The organism is Arthrobacter sp. 05T47 (assembly GCF_056395825.1).
This window is the reverse complement of record NZ_JBFTKG010000086.1, coordinates 1-3,274: the sequence shown is the minus strand read 5'-3', so window position 1 is coordinate 3,274 and position 3,274 is coordinate 1. Positions and strand designations below refer to the sequence as shown.

Genomic DNA, 3,274 nt, shown 5'->3' with positions numbered 1-3,274 from the left:
CACGGACTCTCTCCGCCGCTGCGGCGTCCGCCCCTGGTTCCCGTTCCCGGTCTTCGCCCACTCCGCTTCGCTACGTTCACTCAACCGCTCACTGCACCACACCCGGCACTCCCCGGATGAAAACTCCCGCTCCCTGAACGGCCACTCATACGGCTGCAGGCTGTGGACTGCGTCCGCGCCACGTCGGCCACCGGAGACACACGATTACCCGGCGCTGCGCGCCTCCACACGACAACCTTCGTCCTGCGGACAGCTACCCGCTGCGGGGAGCTGGATGCTTCACGGCCACGGACTGCGTCCGGTCTGCCTGCGCTGCGCTCGGGCCCGGGTTCTTTGCGTGCCGCGTCATGACCGAACGTTGCGTTCACCGGGGGTGATGGCCTGCGGCCGGCGGGCGGGTGCCGATCATCGGCCGTTGGCTGGTCTCGGTGACCTGGGTGTCTGCCTTCCGGACGTGCTGTGCGTTGGACGGGTGACGGTGTCACCGAGGTTCCCGGTCCGGTTCCCTCTGCGCTGAGCTCTGCGTGTGGCTGGCTTCCCCTGCGGGGAGCGGATTGCGTCGCGGGCGGCTTCATGGTGTCGGAGTGACTCGGTCTGGGGTTGGGCCTGCGGCCGGCGAGAACGCTCCGCTCATTGAAGCGGGATGGCTCAGCGGTGTGACCCGCAGTGAACCTCCCGGCACCCTTGTCGGCGTAACGATGACCTGCAAGGTTTCCAGGACGGAACTCGATTCGAGGACCAGCCCATCGTTACGCACACCCACATCGATCCACTCTTTCGGCCACCGGCTGCGCGGCACTGCTACACCCAGGTCTCTGAGGGCGGGTCCTGTTTTTGTGGCTGACGGCTGACGGCGGACAGCTGCCCGACGTCTGTGGACTCGCCCGCGGCGTACGGCCTGATGATCCCCTCCAGCAGAACAGCAATTCATGACGCGCCAGCGGCATTACCCAGTCACCCCACAGACTGGACCTTTCAACGGCCGCCAGCCAGGCACTCCTCGCCGGCCGCAGGCCAAACCCAGCCACACAGTCACGGCGACGTGCCGTCCTTGGACCCCGCCACGCATCACAAGTCTTGATCTCCCACCAACTGCCACGGCGCTGTCCGCATAGCACTTGACCCATGAACGTTGGGTGTTGCTGGTCCACCCGACGTGGTAGTCCGGAGTGACGTATCCGGGCCGGTTATACGACGCGACCCACGGATCGTACCGGGCCGCCGGCGGCACGTAGTTCGACGTCGCAGCCCTACCCTCCCGGTTTTCGGCCGCGCTTCGCAAAAAAGGAGAATGCCTGAGTTCGGCTACCCGTGCCAGGCAATTGACGAGCATACGGACTTTGCGAGGCGCCGGACGGACGCGTTGACGGACGGATCCGCCGAGGAGAGGCCGGCGGCCTGACGGGCGACCACGGCCGATAGTTCCGGCCAGGTGATCCAGCAAAATACTTCGGGAATCCGTTCAACCATCAGGTCCATCATTAGGTGCTCGTTCTTGGCGCGAAGTAGAACGGATTCAAGTTCCGACGAGATGGCCTGTTCGACGCTCATTCGCCCACGGCCTCGAACCAGAACCGGAGGTCGTGCGCCCAGCAAAAGAATCAGAGGAGTGCGGGTGCCTGCATGAGCCATTGTTGCCACATATTCCTTTGCCAGCTGCTCTGGCTGGAATGAACTCGCTCGAACACGCTTGGCCTCAACGAGGACAAAAGAGCTCGGAGACGTGATGAGAGCGTCGGGCTGCACCACGAGCTGCCCATTCCCTGCCCGGTTCGGGGCGAGCGCCATATCCCCTGGCAGGAATCGAAGTTCGGCGTCTTCAATCTCATTGATCAGGACATTCCTAGCCTGGTCGGCACCCTCGGCGGCACGAATCACCGACCCAAGGAAGCGTTCGCGGGGAAGGAAGTCCAGGGCCATCATGACTTCAGCAGTGAGGACGTTCTCGCGTCCCCGGCCGCCCTGACGGTAATTAGTGGCGTGCTCCCAGGACACTTCCTCAAGGAGCTTTCCAACCATGGACATGGCAAGACTCGGTATGACGTCCACAGACTCTTCTTTCTCTGCGCCAGAATTAAACGAGGCGACAGCTATCCCGCCATCGCCGAAACGCGCACCCGGTTGAGCGCCTCAGCGAGCAGATCCACATCCGCCTCCGGGAACAAGCTTTCCGGCCCGGCAGGGGCAGCGTCGCTGTAGGGAGACTCGTACAGCGCCCCGACGTCCACGACGCCGTTCTCCGTGAGTTGCTGGACGATCATGTCAACAAAGTGCAGCTGGTTGGCGTTGAGGGTCTTGCCCCCCACGAACTCGGACAAGGAATCCAACGCCGCCTGCCGGTCCATCCCCACCAGAGACCTGACAAACAGCCCGAGACCCTCGGCCTGCTCAGTGGCCGCTTCAAGTTCCTCGGGTGAACCCGCGCCACTCTCGATCAGCATGCGCTGAAGTTCTGCAAGATCCGTCTCGGTCAGGGGCAACCCGCGGCGTAGGCGGTGGATTGCCATGTGGTCCAGGAACCCCTGCAGATACACCCGGACCTTCTCGCGGTACCGGGCCAGATCTACCGACCCGGTGACGGTCCCCTTCAGCTCACCTTCAACGATCTCGCCGAGGGCGTCTTCGAAGTTCGAGTAGACCACCTTGCGACGCTTCTTCTCGATCAGGTGCACCAGCACGCGGAGCCGCGCCCGGATCAGCTCAAGCCACTGCGGCGAGACTTGGCCCCATCCCTCGCCTTCCAGGATCGATTGGATCAGGAGCATCTGGGCCGCGATGGCGGGGATGTTCGGCTGATCCTGCAGCGCGGAGGCAATCTCGACGATTTTCTTGCGGTACGGCTCGACGGCCGCTGCGGAGATCAGCGAAGCCAGCTGCGCCTGATACATCAGCAGGTCGAAGCGTTTTGCTTCCTCCGTATCGGCGGCGGAAGCCAGTGTCGCCAAGGGTGCCAGCTGGGTCTGCGGGTCCGTCAGATCCTGCGTGCCGAGAGTGCCCCACGAAGCGGGCTTAGAGTACTTCTCCACCCACTCCAACCGCGGGCGCACCAGGAAGTTCTCCCGGGGCAACCCCGCTACCTGGCCCACCAGGCCGGTTTGAAGTGTCGGCACGAAGTCGCCGTCGAGACCGGCGATGCGGGCTTCGGCAAGCAACTGTGTCCGGACGGCGAAGCTGCGGTGCGCCAGGGACTGTCCAAGGGACCCTTCGGACCCGGGCAGATCGGCGTTGAAGTATTCAACATTCTGGCAGACGTCGAAGATGAAGAAGTCCTGCT

At 63.7% G+C, this 3,274-nt stretch carries 2 protein-coding genes; both read right to left on the bottom strand.

The annotated features are described in order from the left end of the window. Window positions 1-1,305: 1,305 nt before the first annotated feature. A complete protein-coding gene (locus AC1DEY_RS22760) occupies window positions 1,306-2,049 on the bottom strand; it encodes a hypothetical protein (RefSeq protein ID WP_476869978.1) in 744 nt (247 codons plus the stop codon). A 41-nt stretch (window positions 2,050-2,090) separates the two neighbouring features. After that, on the bottom strand, window positions 2,091-3,274 hold a 1,184-nt coding region (locus AC1DEY_RS22755; RefSeq protein WP_476869977.1), incomplete at its 5' end, for a type I restriction-modification enzyme R subunit C-terminal domain-containing protein.